Source organism: Vibrio sp. dhg (genome assembly GCF_003443775.1).
Taxonomy (GTDB): Bacteria; Pseudomonadota; Gammaproteobacteria; order Enterobacterales; family Vibrionaceae; genus Vibrio; species Vibrio natriegens.
This window is the reverse complement of the sequence record NZ_CP028944.1, coordinates 761,154-780,151: the sequence shown is the minus strand read 5'-3', so window position 1 is coordinate 780,151 and position 18,998 is coordinate 761,154. Positions and strand designations below refer to the sequence as shown.

Sequence of the window (18,998 nt, the reverse complement as noted above, 5' to 3'; positions counted from 1 at the left end):
TAACACTGGTGGATTGTTTGCATTTATTTGCAAAAAGTGATTGAAAGTCTACGGCTAAGCCGATAAGTTACTTGCATCGAAAGTCAAAAATGAACCACAGCCCTTGTTGCTGCTTGCTTTATGAACAATATTGCAATGCTCTTAGTAAGCAAAAAGCTGGGTCATTAACAACAACCAGGATGTAGAAGTAATGTTTCAAACTGATGATGTAAGAATAAATAGAGTAAAAGAACTGTTGCCACCTGTTGCAGTTTTAGAGAAATTTCCAACCACTGAAACCGCTGCTTCAACTACTTTTGATTGTCGTAATGCTATTCATAACATCTTGGAAGGAAAAGACGACAGACTGCTTGTTATCGTGGGCCCATGTTCGATCCATGATCCGCAAGCTGCTGTTGAATACGGTAAAAAGCTGAAAGTACTTCGCGACGAGCTAGGTGAGCAGTTAGAAGTTGTGATGCGAGTCTACTTTGAAAAGCCACGTACGACCGTAGGTTGGAAAGGACTTATTAACGACCCGTACCTTAATGACACATACAAACTGAACGATGGTCTGCGTATCGGACGTAAACTGCTTCTTGACCTCACTGATATGGGATTACCAACAGCCAGTGAGTTCCTTGACATGATCACGCCTCAATACGTTGCTGATCTTATTAGCTGGGGCGCGATAGGTGCACGTACGACAGAATCACAGGTACACCGCGAATTAGCTTCAGGTTTGTCCTGTCCGGTTGGCTTTAAAAACGGTACTGACGGAAACATCAAGATTGCGACTGACGCAATTCGTTCGGCAAGTGCGTCTCACCACTTCTTATCGGTAACCAAATACGGCCACTCTGCGATTGTTGAAACCGCAGGTAACCCTGATTGTCACATTATTTTGCGCGGTGGTAAGGAACCAAACTACAGCGCGGCTCATGTTACCCAAATTAAAGATGAGCTAGATGCAGCAGGTCTGCCTAAGAAAGTGATGATCGACTTCAGCCACGCTAACAGCTCAAAGCAGTTCAAGCGTCAGATGTTGGTATCGGATGATGTATCAGAGCAGATTGCTGGTGGAGAAGATGCTATTTTTGGTGTGATGATTGAATCGCATCTGGTAGAAGGTCGCCAAGATCTTGTTGATGGTAAGGCTGCAACTTATGGTCAGTCTATCACTGATGCATGTATCGGCTGGGAAGACACTGAAGTTGTGTTACGTCAGCTTTCAGATGCAGTGAAAGCGCGTCGCAATAAGTAACACTTCTTAACCATATATACTTATAAAGAGCCAGAGGTCGATGCCTCTGGCTCTTTTTATTTTTTGCTGACAGACATACCGATCTGAATCCACATGCAGTTTGGTTATTCCCGCGTAAAAACTGCTTAGCGCCTGTGTTTTCTTAAAGGCTTGGCCAGTCCTTTGAGTGCATGCAATTGCGTAAATTTCTCTGTGTTTACTCTTAAGAAAAGTGAGGACTTGCCGTTAAAGAGTTACCCGTAGAGGGTCGTGAATCAAATACTTCGTAATAGCTCAACAAATTATTACCGAATGATAACTAAAAATGTGAGAAGCATTGTCTATGTCAGTCAATTCAAATAACAAAACTCAGGAGACTCTGGTCGGAGAGTTTGAGGAACTGGTATCAACTACGAATTTGAAAGGTGTTATCACTTACTGTAACGACGCATTTTGTCGTGTTGCAGAATATACAAATGAAGAGTTGATCGGCCAAAATCATAACATCGTGCGTCATAACGATATGCCAAAAGGGGCGTTTGGTGACATGTGGGCTCGTCTTAAGCAAGGTAAGGCGTGGCGTGGCATGGTCAAAAACAGTACTAAATCTGGTGGATATTATTGGGTTGATGCTTATGTTACGCCAATATATGAACATAATCAGGTCGTAGGCTACCAGTCTGTTCGTGTTAAGCCAAAACGTGAATGGGTTGATATTGCTGCTAAAGCTTATAAGAGTATGAAAGCGGCAGAGAAATCCGGTCGAACTTGGTCTTTAAAGATCAATGAATCGTTACGCTACGCTATTTTGCTTGGTGCTCTGAGCGCCCCAGGCGCTGCTTACGCTCTGTCTGCTGAAGGCCCTTTAGCTTGGATCGCCAGTCTCTTGCCAGCTGGTGTGTTAGCCCTGCTATTTCGCCAAGAATTGATTGATACTCCTCAACAACTTAAAAAATTACAAAAGCAGTACGACAGTGTTAGTAGGCTCATATACTCGGGTGATAGCGCGTTCTCTATAGCGGATTTCCATATCAAAATGCTGTCAGCTCGTATTCGAACAGTGCTGGGGCGTATGACAGACTCCGCTTTACCGTTACAAGAGTGCGCCGAAGATCTCAGCCAGACAACGGCTGAAGTGCATGATGCGCTCAATCAGCAAAATATCGATATCCATAGAGTCCGAGATGCCATGCAAGAGGTTGAGATCTCGGCAAACTCTGCTTCATCCACAACCAATGATGCACATCTATTGATTGATGACACGCTAAAATCGTGTTTGATGGCAAAAGAGACCATCATTCAGACCCACAGTAATTTGACCCAGCTGAGTTTACAAGCTGAGCAAGCCACTGAAACGACGTATAAATTAAGTGATCAGGCACAAAAAGTGAGTCACTTGATGGAAGAAATTGGTGGCATCGCTGATCAAACCAATTTGCTGGCATTAAATGCGGCGATTGAAGCAGCAAGAGCGGGTGAGCAAGGTCGAGGCTTTGCCGTAGTAGCGGATGAAGTAAGAGCACTTTCTGGCCGTACTTCTAATGCAACCGAGCAAATACAGGCATCCATCTCTACCATGTTGTCGACAATACATAGCTGGCAACAAGACATTTTGGCGAATAAAGAGCAGACGGATACGTGTTCTGAAGTTGCAAAACAAAGTACGGTACGTCTATCGGAAGTCGAACAGATGATGCAGACCATGAGCGGCTTAATGGTTGATGTGGCTCAGACCGCGGATAATCAGTTAAAACTGGCGAGTGACGTGAACTTGCATATCCAGTCTATCGCCTCGACGGCGGAGCAAAACCTGGCGGCGACTCATTCTGTGGAGAAAAACAGCCTGCAGCTAAAAGAGCAGGTCAAAGATTTCTATCAACTGGCGCTTCGATTTGAAGATAAGCCGTCGTAAGAATTCTCGTTTATTCAGACAATAAAAAGCCCCGCTGTATTAGCGGGGCTCTGTTTTTATACCAATTGCTTGAAAGCTAATCTTTGATTAAGCAAGCAATTCTTTCGCTGTGTTTACTACGTTTTCTGTAGTGAAACCGAACATCTTGAACAGTTCGCCTGCTGGTGCAGATTCACCGAAGGTAGTCATACCGATGATCTTGCCGCCGAAGCCTACATACTTGTACCAGAAGTCTGCGATGCCCGCTTCGATAGCGATACGCGCTGTAACGTCTGATGGCAGTACTGCTTCACGGTAAGCGGCGTCTTGTTTGTCGAATGCATCGGTTGATGGCATTGAAACAACACGTACTTGCTTGCCTTCTGCAGTTAGCTGCGCTGCTGCTTCAACCGCTAGCTCAACTTCTGAACCTGTTGCGATAAGGATAAGCTCTGGCTTGCCTTCGCAATCTTTCAGGGTGTAAGCACCTTTCGCGATGTCTGCAACTTGCTCTGCAGTACGCTCTTGTTGTGCTAGGTTCTGACGAGAGAAGATAAGTGCTGTTGGTGCATCTTTACGCTCGATAGCCAGTTTCCAAGCCACTGCTGATTCAACCTGGTCACATGGACGCCATGTGCTCATGTTTGGAGTCAGACGTAGAGAAGCCATTTGCTCAACTGGTTGGTGAGTTGGGCCATCTTCGCCAAGACCGATAGAGTCGTGCGTGTAAACCTGGATGTTCTGAACTTTCATCAGAGCAGCCATACGCATTGCGTTACGAGCGTATTCCATGAACATTAGGAACGTTGCACCGTAAGGAACGAAACCGCCGTGTAGTGCGATACCGTTCATGATCGCTGTCATGCCAAACTCACGCACACCGTAGTGGATGTAGTTACCTGAGAAGTCATTCGCTTCAAGAGACTTAGAGCCAGACCACATAGTCAGGTTAGAAGGTGCAAGGTCAGCAGAGCCGCCCATGAATTCAGGAAGCATTTGACCAAACGCTTCTAGCGCATTTTGAGATGCTTTACGTGACGCAATGTTTGCTGGGTTTGATTGAAGATCAGCAATGATTTGGTTCGCTTTCTCTTCCCACTCTGCAGGCAGTTCACCGTTTACGCGGCGTTTAAATTCAGCTGCCAGCTCAGGGTATGCTGCTTCATAAGCTGCAAATTTCTCGTCCCACGCTGCTTCCTTAGCTGCGCCTGTTTCTTTCGCTGACCATTCTGCGTAGATTTCCTGCGGAATTTCAAAAGGACCGTACTCCCAACCTAGTTCTTTACGTGTTGCTGCGATTTCTTCTGCACCTAGAGGCGCGCCGTGACAGTCGTGTGAGCCTGACTTGTTAGGAGAACCGAAACCGATGATAGTTTTAGTACAGATTAGTGTCGGACGAGGGTCTGCTTTAGCTGCGATAATTGCTGCGTTGATTGCTTCAGGATCGTGACCGTCTACCGCTGGGATTACGTGCCAGCCGTACGCTTCAAAACGCTTAGGTGTATCGTCAGAGAACCAGCCCTCAACGTGACCATCGATAGAGATGCCGTTGTCATCCCAGAATGCGATCAGTTTGCCAAGGCCTAGTGTGCCCGCCAAAGAACATGCTTCGTGCGAGATACCTTCCATCAGACAGCCGTCACCCATGAATGCATAAGTGAAGTGGTCAACGATGTCGTGGCCTTCTTTGTTGAACTGTGCAGCAAGTGCTTTTTCAGCCATTGCCATACCAACTGCGTTAGTGAAGCCTTGGCCTAGAGGACCAGTTGTTGTCTCGATACCTGGCGCGTAGCCGTACTCTGGGTGACCTGGAGTCTTAGAGTGAAGCTGACGAAAGTTTTTCAGATCGTCGATAGATAGCTCGTAACCGCTCAAGTGCAGTAGAGAGTAGATCAGCATTGAGCCGTGGCCGTTTGAAAGAACGAAACGGTCGCGGTCTGCCCATTCAGGGTTAGATGGGTTGTGGTTTAGGTGAGAGCGCCAAAGAACTTCAGCGATGTCAGCCATACCCATAGGTGCACCTGGGTGGCCAGAGTTAGCTTGTTGAACACCATCCATGCTTAGTGCGCGGATTGCATTGGCAAGATGTTTACGATCCATAATAGTTACCGAATAAATTTAATTCTAGGAAAGGAAAATTAAGAGGGGAACTCAAACGTTCCCCTTTTGTGATTCTGTGTAATTACAGCTTAGCTGCGATCATGTCTTCAAGTTTACCTTGGTCAATCGCGAAGTTACGGATACCTTCCGCAAGCTTCTCCACTGCCATAGGGTCTTGGTTGTGATCCCATAGGAACTCTGAATGAGTCATTGGCGCTGGGCGCTCTTGAGTGCCTTTAGAGTCAACTAGCTTCTCAACAACTTCGCCTTCAGCCGCTTCTAGTTCAGCAAGTAGAGCTGGAGCGATAGTTAGACGGTCACAGCCTGCTAGTTCTAGGATTTCACCGATGTTACGGAAGCTTGCGCCCATTACTACTGTGTTGTAGCCGTACTCTTTGTAGTAGTTGTAGATCTTAGATACAGATAGTACGCCTGGATCTTCTGAAGCTTCGAAGTCACGACCTTCCTTCGCTTTGTACCAGTCCATGATACGACCAACGAATGGAGAGATTAGGAATACGCCAGCTTCAGCACATGCACGAGCCTGAGCGAATGAGAATAGAAGCGTCAGGTTACAGTTGATGCCTTCTTTCTCTAGGATTTCAGCAGCGCGGATACCTTCCCAAGTAGAAGCCAGTTTGATAAGGATGCGGTCGTTAGCGATGCCAGCATCGTTGTACATTTTAACTAGCTGACGTGCTTTTGCTACGCTGCCTTCCATATCGTAAGAAAGACGTGCGTCAACTTCTGTAGAGATACGGCCAGGGATAGTTTTCAGGATTTCTTTACCGATGTTTACAGCAAGCATGTCACAAGTGTCTTGAACTTGTTGAGCTTTGTCGTCGCTCTGTGATTTTGCATACTCGATTGAAGCATCGATTAGAGGAGCGTACTCAGCAATTTGAGCGGCTTTCAGAATCAGAGAAGGGTTAGTTGTTGCGTCTTCTGGCTGGTATTTTTTGATTGCATCGATTTCACCAGTGTCAGCGACTACAGTCGTCAGTTTACGAAGTTGCTCTAATTTGTTGCTCATTCCGATCATCCTATTTCATTGGGCTCATACTTTGCTGTCAGTATGAAAAGTGCATTTGCAAGCGCGTTAGCCAGCGGAAGTAGAAATCTGTTCTGCTCACTAACTTTTAACTTTTCAGCGTTTGAACATTTGTTGTGAACATTTGCTCTAACTCTGAGTAAATGATGCCTCCATAATTATCTGATCTGTGCGAAAAGTCAATTGTTGATCTGGGGGGAAAGTGACATTCATCAATTATTTTTTCCCGCCTTGGCCCACTATTATCGAGATAAACGTTTGCCCATATAGCACATGGCTTTTAAGGGTATTAACGAAGCCCTATTTTAATCTGAGAATTTGTTTTTGTGATGAGCAAATGTTGAAGTGAAGGGCGGGTGTGACATATGCTACGCTCGTGAGCGCTTGTAATGGCGTTGAGTATTTGCTCGAGTGAAGGGCACAGATAAAATACAAATCAGGTTGAATATGAGTAAATCTATTAACGATGTATCTGATGAAAGTACCGATCTTCTGACTGAGATTTCGGTTGCTTACTACCAAGATGGGGCAACACAAGAAGAGATCTCGAAAAAGTTTGCTGTTTCCCGCGCGAAAGTGGGACGTATGCTAAAGCAAGCAAGAGATGAAGGCATCGTGGAGATCACAGTTAAATATCACCCGGTATTTAGCGCTAAGATTGAGCAAAGGCTGATCGAACGTTTTGGTGTGAAGCGCGCCTTGGTGGCTTTAGATCAGCCAAGCGAAGAGCAGCAAAGGTTACAAGTCGCTGGGCTGGTATCTAAATACATGGCGAGCACGCTACAAAATGGTACTGTAGTGACGGTGGGTCAGGGGCGCAATGTGTCTGCAGTCGCGCATCACGTAGGCGTTATCCCTCAAAGAGACGTTAAGTTTGTTTGTGGTATCGGCGGTATTCACCCACGTGGAGGCATGTTTAACGCTGACCATATTTGCCGTCAGTTCGCCAAAAGCTACGGCGGCACATCAGAAACGCTATATGCACCAGCCTATGCAGAAAACCGGGAGCAGAAACTTGCTTTCATGCAAAACGCGACGGTTAAGCAGACTCTGGACCTCGCGCGTAAAGCCGATGTGGCTCTGGTTGGAATCGGCGACATGAGTGAAAACAGCTATATGGTCGATCTCGGTTGGTTTACGGCAGAAGAAGTCGTGCAGTCGCGAATGATGCAAGGTGTCGTTGGAGATTTCGCGGGGTACGATTTTTTCGATATTAATGGCGTATCCGCAAAGACGGTGATGAGCGACCGTATTATCGGTCTTGGCATTGATGAATTTCGCTCCGTTTCTGAAGTGATTGCCATTGCTGCCGAGAACAGTAAACCTTTGGCATTACTCGGAGCTTTAAGAACTGGCGCGATTGACGTTATTGCCACTAGCGTGAGTAATGCATTAACGGTACTCAACCTAGATGAGCAAATGAACGGCAAAACAGTATCGGATATTTAGTACGAATAATGTGCAATTAATGCAATACGGTTGCGAGTGTTTAGAAATCACTCGCAGCCTGATTTCCTTCCTAAATTTAAAGTATTAGTTTAAAGCATTCCTCGCGCCCCATTGGACCCCGATTAGCTCGGAGGAAGTCATGAATAAGACACTTTTCTATTCGCTGGTGATGATTTTATATTCACTTGTGCTTTTTAAATAAACCGGAATTTACGGTTTGTTCTAGTGATCCGTTAAAATAATAATTCAATAGTAATTTATTGATTTTAAATATGACTTGTTCAATTTTATCACCCTGGTTATCTCCTTTCTGATCACATAATTCTTGTTGCAGTGTGCATTTTTAATGATTGCAAATTGAAGCAAAGTATATAAATATTAGCCCGCACTCGCAGTTCTCCATGGTTGGAAGAAGAACAATTTTCATTGTTTTGTTGCGAACTCAGTCAGGTTAGTCGTCGTGTTCTCCCACGCATTCTGACTGCGATAAAGTACAGGGAAAGTTTCAATCCGTTTCTGAGTGGCACACAAATAGCGCACAAAGCTCTCATTTCATCTCATTCTCGTTTGCTATTTCTCCCTGAGCACACCATAACTTTATGAAGTATATCCAAATGACTTCAAGAAACAGGGTCAGAGCGTTGCCGTTTCTGCGACTCAAAGATCTCAAGGTTATTTGGCTATAACAATCAATCTAAAAGAACAAGGAGCATTTATGTACCAAGCACTAAGGAATGGGCTAGTGGCACTTGCTGTCGTATTTTCAGCATCAACGATGGCGGAAAATTACACTATTGGTACCGGTAGTCAAAGTGGTACTTATTACCCGCTAGGTGGCATGTTGGCTAAGATTTGGAGCGAGAATCTCCAGGACTTTAATATGCGCGCAGAAGTGACTGCGGCCTCTGTTGAAAACACCATTAAAGTCTCTACCAATAAACAGCTTGCTGGTATTGCTCAAGGCAACGTTGTGCTGCAAGCGTATGAAGGCACGAAACCGTTCCCTCGTAAGATGGACGTTGCGGTGTTGTTTGCACTTTATCCAAATGCTGTGCAGTTCATTGTTCCTGCAAACTCAGACATTAAATCGGTTGCCGATCTAAAAGGTAAACGCATTTCTCTTGGTGCGCCGGGCTCAGGTACTCGCGTTAGTGCAATCAATATCCTAAACACATTGGGTGTGACAGAAGACGACATCAAAGCTCAGTCTCTGAACTACACTGCGACCACTAGTGCTATCGCGAACAACCAGATTGATGCTGGTGTCATCGTTGGTAGTGTTGGTGTTGGTGCAATCACTGAACTTGCTCTGACTCGTGACATTCGTGTACTAAGTTTCAGCGATGAAGAGCTGAAGAAAATTGCGGCAGATTACCCTTCTTATCTAGAGCTTGACGTACCTGCTGATGCCTACAACAAAGTGCCTGCATTTAAGGTGCCAGCGGTTTGGAACGTTTTGGTTGTGAATAAAAATATGAGCGAAGATATGGCTTATGAACTGACAAAAACGACGTTTGAGCACATCGATGAGATTCGTCAGGTATTGGGCGTAACTAAGTTCACCACCATCGAAAATATGACCAAACTTGACGGTGTTCCTCTACACCCAGGTTCTGAGAAGTACTTTCAGGAACAAACCAAGTAATTCGTATTAAAGAAGTAAAACCAATCCACTGCGGCACTTGTCAGTTTTCAATTTGAACGCATGTTCAAGCGCTTAAGTGGATTGAGATAAAGTTACATGGAGTAAGTGATGAGTAAGATTCATCCGAGTAACCAGAAAATTACCGACGTGATACTTTCGATAGCCGCCGTTGCGGCTATCGCTTTATCTGTCTTTCAAGTTTGGCAGGGGATTGTCGCCAGCCTATCGGCGCCAGTATTTCGCCCAGTTCACGTCAGTTGGGTCTTAGCGATTGCTTTCTTGGTTTACCCGACCTTCAAGTCCCGACATTCTGTACCTGTTTACCTGACGGGAAGAGTGATTGATTTTGTTCTCGTTGCCCTAACTTGCTGGGCTTCGACCACTATTGCCATGTTTGACTACGATGACATCAGTTTCCTGCTTGATGGTTTAGGATCGGTGGAACAAGCGGCGGGCGTTGTTTTAATCGTAATGCTGCTTGAGGCGACAAGGCGTACTGTCGGGCTGGTGATGGTAGTGATAGCAGCACTGTTTTTAGCCTATGCGATGTTTGGTGATGTATTACCCGATAACGTCGCGAGCAAAGGGTTCTCTGTAGAAGAGATTGTTCGCTTCCACATCTATTCGACCAATGGCGTTTATGGTGCGCCGCTAGCGATTGCCGCTGGTGTAGTGTTTATGTTCGTTTTATTTGGCGCGTTTTTGCAGGTGACTGGTGCTGGCCAGTTTTTTATCGATATGGCATTTGCTCTGGCAGGTAAATATCGAGGTGGTCCGGCGAAAGCGAGTGTGGTTGCTTCTGCGGCTCTCGGCTCCATTTCTGGGTCAGCAATCGCAAACACCGTAACCACAGGTGCGTTAACCATACCGATGATGAAAAAGCTCGGTTACAAGCCAGAGCAAGCAGCGGGCATCGAAGCGGCTGCATCGACTGGTGGGCAGATCATGCCACCGGTAATGGGGGCGGGGGCGTTTGTCATGGCGCAGTTTACCGGTATCCCATACAGCGATATTTTATTGGTCTCTATCGCTCCGGCTATTTTGTACTTTGCCTGTACCTTGCTCTATGTGCACCTGATGGCCTGTAAGCTAGGTCTTCAGGGGATGACGGTAACTGAGCAGATTTCTAAAGTGTTGAAAGATGGCTGGCACTATTTACTGCCACTTGTTCTGATCACTGCACTGCTAATGATGAGCTACTCTCCAGTGTTGGTTGGTGTTTTCGGGTGTGTGGCAATCCTGTTAGCGGCGATGACGCGTAAGCATAGTCGAATCAGTCTCAAACTATTTATTGAAGGCTTGAGAGAAGGTGCGTTTCTAGCTATCCCTATTTCTGTCGCCTGTGCAACCGCTGGTATCGTGGTGGGTGTCGTTGGTCAGACGGGGATTGGTCTGCAGTTTACACAGTTCCTGATCGCAATGTCGGGCGGCCACTTGTGGTCGGTATTAGCCTTGATTGCGGTTGCTGCCGTGGTTCTCGGAATGGGGTTACCTGTAACGGCGGCCTACATCGTTCTGTCAATTATGGCGGTTCCTGCCCTGATGGACTTTGGCCTGGGAGTACTAACCGCGCACATGATCGTCTTCTGGTTATCGCAAACTTCAAATGTGACGCCGCCAATTGCGCTGGCTGCATTTGCGGGAGCGGGGATTGCGAATGCATCACCAATGCGTTCTGCGGTGCAGGCGTTTAAACTTGCTCAGGGCTTTTTCCTCATTCCGGCAATGATGGCCTTTTCTGGCCTGATCTGGATTGAAGGTGAACCGATGCACTTTGTGATTGGTGTGATTTCGACAATCAGCCTTTTTGTCGCCTTTGCGGGTGGTATCGAAGGGCGTCTGTTCTCACCATTACAATACTGGCAACGTGGTGTTTTACTGGCGATGGCTTTAGGTGTGCTGTTTATGTCAGACATTTACCGATTGGTAGCGCTCGCTGTGATCGTCGTGATCTGTATGATCAACTATCGTCAGCCGGAAAAACCCGCTTCTCAGGCATCATGATGAGAAAGTAGTGATCTTACTTGTATCTAAAAGAAGAAAAACCGCCGTCATTTGAGGGCGGTTTTTGTTTTCACTGTTATGCAGTTTCGTGACTCGTTTGTTTGCTAAATTTCGATTGGCAAGTGAAGGCTTGAACCCCACTCCGTCCACGAACCATCGTACACAGACGCATTTCGCAGGCCTAATTGATGCGCGGCTAACAACAAAATGCAGGCAGTAACGCCTGAACCACAGCTGAATATAAGGCGTTGGTCATCTTGAATCGTAAGATCACTAAAAACTTGCTCTAATTCCGAAACGGGTTTGATGTGGCCATCCGTCATCAGCTCCTGAAATGGTAAACAGATTGAGGTTGGAATGCGTCCGCTGCGAAGGCCAGCACGTGGTTCCGGTACTTCGCCTAAAAAGCGCGCTTTAGAACGTGCATCAATAATATTTGCGCTTTGATTTTTTGAGTGTTCGAGTACGGTTTGCGCGTCTAAGAACGCTTCTTCAAACAGAGTCCCGGCAAATGTACCTAATTCAGAAGGTGCTGAAAGTGAATCTACGACAGGGAAGCCGCTGTCTATCCACGCAGGTAATCCGCCATTGAGGACTTTTACGTTATCGTGTCCCATCGCTTTGAACATCCACCACGCCCTAGGCGATGCAAGCGTTCCAGAATTATCATAGACGACGATAAGATCATCTTTATGCAGGCCAAGCTGTTGTGCGCTGGAATTAAATCCATCTTCAGTCGGCATCATATGTGGCAGCGTGGAATCGGGTAGACAAAAGTCGTTGTCATAGTCAAAACGCAGTGAGCCAGGAATCCATTTATCGGTGATCTTCTTTCCCTCAGAAGGGATTTGGAAGCTTATGCTTGCGTCCAATATTTTCACATTGGGTTGGCCTAATAGGGCACTTAATTCCTTCGCGTCAATCAATGTTTGCATCGTTAAATCCTTATTATTAATACCCATATGATCTGGAGACACGCTAATCACAACGAACAAATGAGAATGACTGTTCAATGGTTGTTTCTGTGGCTTGGCTTAATGTTACCGTCGAACCGACAGGGCATACCACTGATGTTGGAACAGAAACGCGTTGTTGGCCAGTCTCGGGTGAGTTGATAGTCAGGTAGCGACGCTGACCATCTAAAGATTGTGTTAGCGTGTTATTTATTACGGTTGCCGTCACGGTTCTCTCAGTGTTTGAAGCGCTTAACCAGAGAAGCAGTAAAACGGCGGTCAAGCTGATTAGAACCAAAATGTATTTTTGGGGATTGTCCAAGATTGAGTTCCGTATATTCAAACCTGAGTAATCTTACTGTTTTACAGGAAAATAAATGTCTGTTCAAAGTTGGATGCCGCTTTGCGCAAAAATCGCTTTCGTCCCATAGCAAAAAGCTCAACGATAGGTTGAGCTTTTGAATGTTATCTCGCTAATTACAAACCGGGCAGGTTGGCATTTTCATTAAATTCATCTCTCGCCAGGACATGCTTAGTGCGTCAAGTATAAGTATTTTGCCTTTTATTGGCCGACCGTAATTGGCGATCACTTTAATCGCTTCCATCGCTTGCACTGCGCCGACAATGCCAACCACTGGTGCCATTACCCCAGCCTCCACACAGCTTAAAGCATCACTGCCAAACAGGGCACTTAAGCACTGATAACAGGGTTGTGCTGGATCATCGTACGTGAATACGCTTACCTGACCTTCCATACGGATCGCTGCACCGGAGATTAACGGCGTTTTCGTTGCGAAGCACAGACGGTTAAGCTGGTTACGCGTCTCTACGTTATCCGATGCATCCACAACAAGCGTATGTTGTTCAATCAGGGATTGCATTTCTGCATCATCAAGACGCTTGGCAATGGCATCAATGGCGATGTGAGGGTTAAGCTCTCGTAGCGCATCGCGGGCTGAATCAACCTTGTTACGACCGATATCGACATCGTGATGCAGTACCTGACGCTGAAGGTTAGACAGCTCGACAATGTCATCATCAACTAATGTCAGCTTACCAACACCCGCAGTCGCAAGGTACTGACTTGACGCACAGCCTAGCCCGCCAGCACCAAGAATCAGGACTGAGCTCTGCTTGAGTGCTTCCTGCCCGTCAAAATCAAACTGACGCAGAATGATCTGGCGGTTGTAGCGCAGCATTTCTTGATCAGAAAGAATATCCACGGCGCAATCCTAGTAAAGTGTTGAGTTGAATAGTTGAATGTTTACCGTCTCACCGATTTCAACTCGGCCACGTTCGCGTTCAAGTACAACAAAGCAATTAGCTAAACTCATGGAGCGAAATGCACCAGAGCTTTGGTTTCCTGTTGTTTCTACAACGAACTTACCGTTTTCTAACGAATAAATCCCGCGCTGGTAATCGGCACGTCCAGGTACTTTCTTGAAAGCCGTCTTAGTGATCGCAGGGATGGATAATGGCTCTTTCCACTCTGTATGCCCGGCTAATTTAGCCAGCATTGGTTGAACCAAAACATACATCGTCATCATTGAAGACACCGGGTTGCCTGGAAGACCGCAGAACCAAGCTGTGGAAAGTTTGCCAAAAGCAAAAGGTTTACCCGGTTTAATCGCTAGTTTCCAGAAGCCGATTTCGCCCAGCTCTTCAAGAATATCTTTGGTGTAATCGGCTTCACCTACACTCACGCCACCCGATGTGACAACCACATCCGCCAGTGTTTGTGCTTGCTCAAATGTCGCTTTAAGAGTTTCTGGACAATCAGGGACGATGCCTAGGTCTACTGGTTCACAACCGAAATTTTCGATCAGAGGTTTAATACCGTAACGGTTGCTGTCGTAGATTTGACCCGCTTCAAGCGACTCACCTAATGGTTTTAGCTCGTCACCGGTAGAGAAAAAGGCCACTTTTGGTTTACGCACGACAGTCACATGACTGACACCTAAAGAGGCGATCATTGGAATATCGCGAGGTGTCAGGCGTGCGCCTTTGGCGAGTACGATATCACCTTGCTGGATGTCGTCACCAGTAGGGCGGATGTTGTTCTGAGGCTCTACATCAGTTTGGTTAAACAGGATTCCAGAATCCGTTACTTCCGTGTTTTCTTGCATGATGACGGCATCACAGCCTTGCGGTATTTGTGCGCCCGTCATGATGCGAACACACGTGCCTTGCGGCCATTCACCTTCAAATGGCTGGCCTGCAAATGACTTTCCAGCTAAAGGCAACGTTGATGACGCTTGAAGATCTTGAATACGGATTGCATAACCATCCATTGCGGAGTTGTCGAACGGAGGTACGTGAATTGGAGATAAAATGTCTTCGGCAAGTACATAACCCAATGCTTCAGCGAGTGGCAGAGACAAAGTCGTTTGGATTGGTTTGATTTGCGATAGCATCTTCTCCATCGCTTCTTCAATTGGCATCAAGCCAGGTGCGTCGCAGCAGCCCATTGAGATAGTCCTATATTCTTATGTTTTGAGGCAACTTTATCATAAAGTGACAAAGCCCACCGATAAAATATGGATGTAATTATTCAAAAATCCGAGTATCCTTGTCACCCATCCAAAAGGGGTAAAAAGTCCTCGTGGAGTCGAGAAAACCGCTCAGTCTATTTTTGTTATGTGTTTTGGATATAAATCACTAAACTGAGCGACCGAAGCGCAAACGGAATGAATCAACGAGAAATGTGTTTCAATCTGAGAGCGGCAGTTATGAAAGAGGAAGTGTAATGTCAGGTCTTAGCGAGTCAGCGAAGTTAGTAAAAGAAGCGCTAGAGCAACGTGGATTAGAAACGCCAATGCGTCCTAATAACGTAAGCCGTGAAGAGAAAAAGGAAAAGATCGAGTACCACATGCGTGAGATCTTAGGCCTCCTTCAGCTTGACCTTACGGATGATAGCCTAGAAGAAACACCGCATCGCATTGCAAAAATGTACGTGGATGAAATTTTCTCTGGTCTGGATTATTCGAACTTCCCGAAAATCACTGTTATCGAAAATAAGATGAACGTGAGTGAAATGGTTCGTGTGAAAGACATCACTGTGACCAGCACTTGTGAGCACCACCTTGTGACAATAGATGGTAAAGCTGCTGTAGCGTATATTCCTCGTGGCAAAATCATTGGCCTGTCGAAGATTAACCGAATTGTACGCTTCTTTGCTCAGCGTCCACAGGTTCAGGAACGTATGACACAGCAGATTCTTATCGCGTTACAAACGCTTCTAGAGTCTGACGATGTGGCTGTGACGATTGACGCGACGCACTACTGCGTGAAATCACGTGGTGTTATGGACGCAACCAGTGAAACAACGACCACTGCGTTGGGCGGTATTTTCAAGAGCAACCCAGCGACACGTGCCGAATTTCTGCACGGTTTACGATAAATCGAATTGAAGAAAAAAGGATGGCCGATGCCATCCTTTTTTTATGCTTGTTTGGAGCGGGATCTGACAATTTCTGGCCAGTACATTTTCACATAGCCTGCCGACACCCACACGACCAATACCGTAGCAATACTTAGCTCTAAAAAGCCAAAATCATGCAGCCAATTCCATTGCGGGTGTGATTCTGCAAAAAATGTGGTTAATCGGTGCATGGCAATTGCACTGATAACCGACGGGAATGTGACCGCTGCTATAGACGGTTGGAACTTCAATCGCAGTAGTCGGAAATAACACAGGTAAATTAGCAAGGTCATTGTGATGGCGATACCCGCTAACGCTCCTGTGAGGATTGGGTCTGGCTCAGGGAAGTTCACTAAATAGGCTGCTAGTGACAAGTTCACAGGAGCCGCCATGATCGCCAGAGTAGGGCGCGCCTTTCTGGGTAACGACCCAAAGAAAACCAAGCGGTATAAAACCAAAGGCAACATAAAGAAATAAATGCCAATGCACATTAGCGCAACGGTTTCTGAGAACACATTATGCCCGAATTGAGAGCCAGCGAGCGAGCTACTGATTATCCCCACAGGGTACAGAAACCAACTGGGAACAATATTCGACATTTTAAAGTTAGTGAGCTGAAAGCCGAAAAAGAGCACCATCATAGAAAAGTGGAGCAAAAGTGCTAAAAACCACAATGGGTAAGCAATAATAGGTGACACAGAAGCAAGGTAATCTGTCAGGATCAGAAGTGCCATGCTCATCGGCGCCATTAAACTGCCGCTCAATGGATTACGAATATCGACGATGAATAAGCGAGGGCTAGTCGCATATTTGATCAGCACCGGAGCAAGTAATAGAGCGCCAAGTGACGAGAGAAATGGTCGAATCGGTTCACCGATAGCTGGGACGTAAAGCGCCCAGGCTTGACCTAAACCAATAATACCAAGTGCCAATGCTGCCTGAGAGGGAGGGACACTATAAAACTGTACAAGTCTTCTCCAGTTCAAATCTACTCCGAAATGATTCTATTCGTATAAAACGTTAATACCGACCTAGCTTTCTGAAAAGGTTTTACCTGAAAAAATATCTCAGTGTCTATTTTTTGCTCAGGTTAAACAAAGCCAAATGTCATGGAACAATTGCTCTATCAGGCGCGAATACTAGCAAGTTTTATTGGTAGTTACTCATAAAGGTATAGGGGAACGATCATAGAATGGCAATTTTGTGAGTTTGGTATCGAATATTTGGTAAAAGATGTAAAAGTAGCAGGTAATCGGCTCCAAACAACCCTTCCGGATAAAAGATTATTTGGAGCGAAAAGGGGACTAAACGCTTAAGACGCTTGATTTTCTGGTAGATCTTGTTGACGTAGCTTGTCATTTTTAAGCGTACGACGAAGTAACTGACTGTATATCGGTTGTCCGCCTAGTAACTGGGCAATAATTACTGCGCCCAGACAGGTAATGATGAGCGGTAAAATAAGGTAGTAGTTATTGGTCATCTCGATAACCAGCAGAATGCCGGTGATTGGAGCACGTACGGTTGCTGCAAATAAAGCGCCCATGCCTGCGATCGCAAACATGCCCGGTTCAATATCTAGGGCTGGTAGCAGCACTTCTGCACTAGCACCAAATGCATAACCAAATAAGGTACCCAAAGCAAGCATTGGCGCGAAAATACCGCCAGGCGCACCAGAGCCAAAACAAAGTAATGTTGTTACAACACGGCCAACAAACAGCAGCACTAACAGTGTGATGGAGTAGTTCCCGTTGGTTACGTCGGGGATGAGTGCGATGCCGCCACCCGTCAATTGTGGCACGTATAAAAGCAGTAAACCGAATACACCACCTAGAATCGATCCTGTAATAAGGTAACGTTTACGATCGTTTTTGTGGATAGCCACAAAGCTATCTTGAGCGATGGTGATGAGTTTATTGAAAATAACGCCGAATACACCAAACAAAGCCCCTAGTAGTAGGAACAGCCAAAGAGACTGTAATGCTGGTGGCTGATACTGAGGCATGGTGATCACCGCATCTTGACCGTTGATCGCCCGAAACACAATGTTGGCCATGATGGCGGAGATGATCACCGCACGAATGGAAATCAATGAATAGCGAAATTGAGGGCGCATCTCTTCAACGACAAACATGATGCCTGCTAACGGCGCGTTAAACGCCGCGGCCAAGCCACCTGCCGCGCCTGAAGCGAGCAGAGAGTGCCTTGTGTCGTCATCTTTTACGCGGAAAATATCTGTCACCATTCGACCGACAGCACCACCCATTTGTACCGTTGGACCTTCACGGCCTAATACCATGCCTGACCCTAGCGCACCCATACCACCGAAAAACTTCACTGGTAGCACGCGCCACCAACGAACTGGACGAATATTGTCCATCGCGCCTTCTATTTCAGGGATGCCGGAACCTGCAGCCTCGGGAGCGAAACGGTGAACAAGGAAGTAGCCAACAAAAGCCAACATGGCGCTAATAAGTACGGCTGCCAGCCATAGCGGTAACATGCTACCAATTTCACTTTTCAGCCATTCGGTACGAGTTTCAGAAACGAGGTGGACGGCATGTTCGAAGTAAGTTCCGACAACGCCGGCAAGTATGCCTACGATAGCGGCCATTAACAAAACCGATATTGGTGTCGACCCTCGAGAGATAAACTGGTTAATCGCATCTTTCGGCACGTGCGCTAACACAGACTTCACAATTCTCTCTCTCTTGGTCATTAACGGTTTCTCCTGCTTCTGTTTGATGGGACGGAGGAAATTATACGCCCGGAAGAGTCTAGACCTAATCGGCAAAGTTGCAATTTAGCTTTCCACTATTGGTAGCTCAAAGATTCTGACTCGATAGTATTCGCAAATATTGTGCTATTGATCTCATATCTCACGTTGTTTTTTTACAGAGAAAGCTTGTTTTCTGAGAAAAATGAACCATGCTTTAAGTGTAAAGCAACATGACTGCTTCAGAAGGAGGGATGTGACGTTTTACTCACAATTTGGATGGATTCAAACCCTACGGTAATTCCTCGTTTTAAGTTTGGGATGCATCTGTAGACTTCCCGATTCGCACACTCACGATTGAGTAACGAGGTAGAGGCGCACTTGAAATGTGCGCCTTCTTAATGTCTGTCATCTTGAATTGTTAGAGTTTATTTGTTGCACCCTGCTTGATAATTTTTCATTCCACGTTAATGTTTTGCCAACTGTTGCTGCCTTGATAAAACCCAATGCGTTTCTTATCCCTTTTCTTAATTTCCTTTTGTAGTGCTT

General features: G+C 46.0%; 14 protein-coding genes. 6 read left to right on the top strand and 8 right to left on the bottom strand.

The window, feature by feature from the left end:
• Positions 1-190 precede the first annotated feature (190 nt).
• Entirely contained in the window at positions 191-1,243 is a 1,053-nt protein-coding gene (gene aroG, locus DBX26_RS19175) for a 3-deoxy-7-phosphoheptulonate synthase AroG (protein WP_014233807.1), read from the top strand.
• Positions 1,244-1,565: 322 nt separating this feature from the next.
• On the top strand, positions 1,566-3,134 hold the full coding sequence (locus DBX26_RS19170) for a PAS domain-containing methyl-accepting chemotaxis protein (protein WP_118120622.1): 1,569 nt from the start codon (positions 1,566-1,568) through the stop codon (positions 3,132-3,134).
• An 87-nt stretch (positions 3,135-3,221) separates the two neighbouring features.
• On the opposite strand, the gene tkt is transcribed toward DBX26_RS19170, so the two are convergent.
• Together tkt and tal are read right to left on the bottom strand one after the other, a co-directional pair.
• On the bottom strand, positions 3,222-5,213 hold the full coding sequence (gene tkt, locus DBX26_RS19165) for a transketolase (protein WP_118120621.1): 1,992 nt from the start codon (positions 5,211-5,213) through the stop codon (positions 3,222-3,224).
• A gap of 82 nt (positions 5,214-5,295) precedes the next feature.
• A complete protein-coding gene (gene tal / locus DBX26_RS19160) occupies positions 5,296-6,246 on the bottom strand; it encodes a transaldolase (protein ID WP_014233810.1) in 951 nt (316 codons plus the stop codon).
• A 465-nt stretch (positions 6,247-6,711) separates the two neighbouring features.
• On the opposite strand from tal, the gene DBX26_RS19155 reads away from it, so the two are divergent.
• From DBX26_RS19155 to DBX26_RS19145, 3 genes are all read left to right on the top strand, one after another.
• Positions 6,712-7,713, top strand: coding sequence for a sugar-binding transcriptional regulator (locus tag DBX26_RS19155; RefSeq protein ID WP_014233811.1), 1,002 nt, complete (start codon positions 6,712-6,714; stop codon positions 7,711-7,713).
• Between the two features lie 715 nt (positions 7,714-8,428).
• Positions 8,429-9,358 (top strand): TAXI family TRAP transporter solute-binding subunit, encoded by a 930-nt coding sequence (locus tag DBX26_RS19150; protein ID WP_118120620.1) that lies wholly within the window; start codon positions 8,429-8,431, stop codon positions 9,356-9,358.
• Positions 9,359-9,466: 108 nt separating this feature from the next.
• The gene (locus DBX26_RS19145; RefSeq protein ID WP_014233813.1) at positions 9,467-11,362 is read left to right on the top strand and encodes a TRAP transporter fused permease subunit; all 1,896 of its coding nucleotides are present in this window, start codon (positions 9,467-9,469) and stop codon (positions 11,360-11,362) included.
• A 104-nt stretch (positions 11,363-11,466) separates the two neighbouring features.
• On the opposite strand, the gene DBX26_RS19140 is transcribed toward DBX26_RS19145, so the two are convergent.
• The 4 genes from DBX26_RS19140 to moeA all read right to left on the bottom strand — a co-directional run bounded on the left by DBX26_RS19140 (position 11,467) and on the right by moeA (position 14,783).
• Positions 11,467-12,297, bottom strand: a complete 831-nt coding sequence (locus DBX26_RS19140) for a sulfurtransferase (protein WP_118120619.1) — start codon at positions 12,295-12,297, stop codon at positions 11,467-11,469.
• A gap of 43 nt (positions 12,298-12,340) precedes the next feature.
• Positions 12,341-12,637: a hypothetical protein gene (locus DBX26_RS19135; protein WP_020334181.1), complete on the bottom strand. Its 297-nt coding sequence runs from the start codon at positions 12,635-12,637 to the stop codon at positions 12,341-12,343.
• Between the two features lie 151 nt (positions 12,638-12,788).
• Complete coding sequence (gene moeB, locus DBX26_RS19130) at positions 12,789-13,538, bottom strand: molybdopterin-synthase adenylyltransferase MoeB (RefSeq protein WP_118120618.1); 750 nt, start codon at positions 13,536-13,538, stop codon at positions 12,789-12,791.
• A gap of 9 nt (positions 13,539-13,547) precedes the next feature.
• Positions 13,548-14,783, bottom strand: a complete 1,236-nt coding sequence (gene moeA / locus DBX26_RS19125; protein WP_118120617.1) for a molybdopterin molybdotransferase MoeA — start codon at positions 14,781-14,783, stop codon at positions 13,548-13,550.
• 278 nt (positions 14,784-15,061) lie between these two features.
• Here moeA and folE point away from each other — a divergent pair, with 278 nt between their 5' ends.
• Positions 15,062-15,715 (top strand): GTP cyclohydrolase I FolE, encoded by a 654-nt coding sequence (gene folE / locus DBX26_RS19120; protein WP_014233818.1) that lies wholly within the window; start codon positions 15,062-15,064, stop codon positions 15,713-15,715.
• A gap of 41 nt (positions 15,716-15,756) precedes the next feature.
• Here the strand turns inward: folE and DBX26_RS19115 are convergent, their stop codons facing one another.
• Positions 15,757-16,722, bottom strand: coding sequence for a TDT family transporter (locus DBX26_RS19115; RefSeq protein ID WP_020334184.1), 966 nt, complete (start codon positions 16,720-16,722; stop codon positions 15,757-15,759).
• Positions 16,723-17,048: 326 nt separating this feature from the next.
• Positions 17,049-18,452 carry a H(+)/Cl(-) exchange transporter ClcA gene (gene clcA, locus DBX26_RS19110; protein WP_014233820.1) on the bottom strand — a complete coding sequence of 468 codons (1,404 nt, stop codon included), beginning with the start codon at positions 18,450-18,452 and terminating at the stop codon, positions 17,049-17,051.
• Positions 18,453-18,998: the final 546 nt, after the last annotated feature.